Here is a 1,322-nt window from a genome sequence, read left to right as displayed (position 1 = left end):
GCCTAGCTTGCCGATGACGGTACCGCGCACATTAAACTTCCGCTTCGCAGAATCCGACGGCCCCGACGCGGTATTGAATTCGATGCGATCGACGATCAACATGTCATCGTGGTGTGGCTGCCAATTGCTTTTCGCATTATCGGTGAGATAACGCTTCGCCGCACGATAGTCACCGTCCGGGCTTGCCGAAGCGCGATAAAAATCCCGCAGCAACAAATCCGGTTCTTGCCCGTCCGTCGGTCCAATATTCATGTCATCGTCCGGATTTGCTGAATCCTCAAACGGGCGCAGCGCCTGCGGGCCAGTATCCCGCGGCAACGAACTGCACGCCGCCACAAACCCGAGGCTGCCGGCTACCACTACCGCGAGAGCGCCACGGCGCACAACATACAGGCTCTGCTTGCCGACGAATCGCTGCCTACGCTGCTTATTTTGCATCATCTTCTGCATCATCACGGTCATCCTCATGCCCTGCGCTGGTAGTTTTCTCACTATCCGCGCTCTTTTCGCCTGTCGCTGACTCCGGGACATCGGGTGCAACCACCAGCTCCAGCGGCGCCGGATCTACCTCACCGCGCGGGGTCCGTGGCAGCACCAGCCGGAACGTCGCGCCCACGCCTAATTCGCCAACGGCATCCAAGATCCCGCCGTGCAACTGCGCATCCTCGCGGGCAATCGCCAATCCCAAACCGGTGCCACCGGAATGCCGTTTACGCGACACATCCGCACGCCAGAAGCGATTGAACACCAGATCTTCCTGGCCATCTTTGAGCCCCACGCCTTGGTCGGCAACCAGCACCGCAATCGCGTGCTCATTCGACCCGGCAATCACCCGGATTGGATTGCCTTCCGAGTGGTCAATCGCATTAGCCAGCAAATTACGCAAAATCCGCTCGATCCGACGAGAATCACCGGCGATGGTCAAAGCGTCGTCAAGACCAAAAAAGGAGACCTTGACGTCTAATTTATCCGCCAAGTGCTCCACCTGGTTCCACGCAGCATCCAAGCTTGAGCGCACATCAATCTGGGTTTCAGACAAATCAGCCACCCCGGCATCGTGCCGCGAAATCTCTAACAGATCACCCAATAAGTCTTCGAACTTATCGAGCTCGCGGGTCATCAGCTCCGTCGCACGACGCGTGTGCGGGGCCAGCGAGTCTGCATCAGAAGCGATCATATCCGCGGCCATGCGCACCGTCGTCAAGGGCGTGCGCAATTCGTGCGAAACGTCCGAAGTAAACTGACGCTGCAAATCACCGTATTCTTCCAGCTGGTTAATCTGGCGCACCAACTTATCGGCCATGTCATTAAACGACATCGCT

The 1,322-nt window shown here is 57.7% G+C and carries 2 protein-coding genes; both read right to left on the bottom strand.

What is annotated here, in order from left to right; genetic code table 11:
• The coding region (locus BKN05_RS12190) for an LpqB family beta-propeller domain-containing protein (RefSeq protein ID WP_502686345.1) at positions 1 to 453 on the bottom strand (453 nt) is incomplete at its 3' end.
• The coding region (locus BKN05_RS12185) for an ATP-binding protein (RefSeq protein ID WP_286688755.1) at positions 428 to 1,322 on the bottom strand (895 nt) is incomplete at its 5' end. The genes BKN05_RS12190 and BKN05_RS12185, both read right to left, overlap by 26 nt.

It is taken from the genome of Corynebacterium sp. S5S1 (assembly GCF_001913985.1).
In the GTDB taxonomy this organism is placed as follows: domain Bacteria; phylum Actinomycetota; class Actinomycetes; order Mycobacteriales; family Mycobacteriaceae; genus Corynebacterium; species Corynebacterium marquesiae.
The sequence above is the reverse complement of the archived record's forward strand: the minus strand, read 5'-3'. Positions and strand labels throughout refer to the sequence as shown.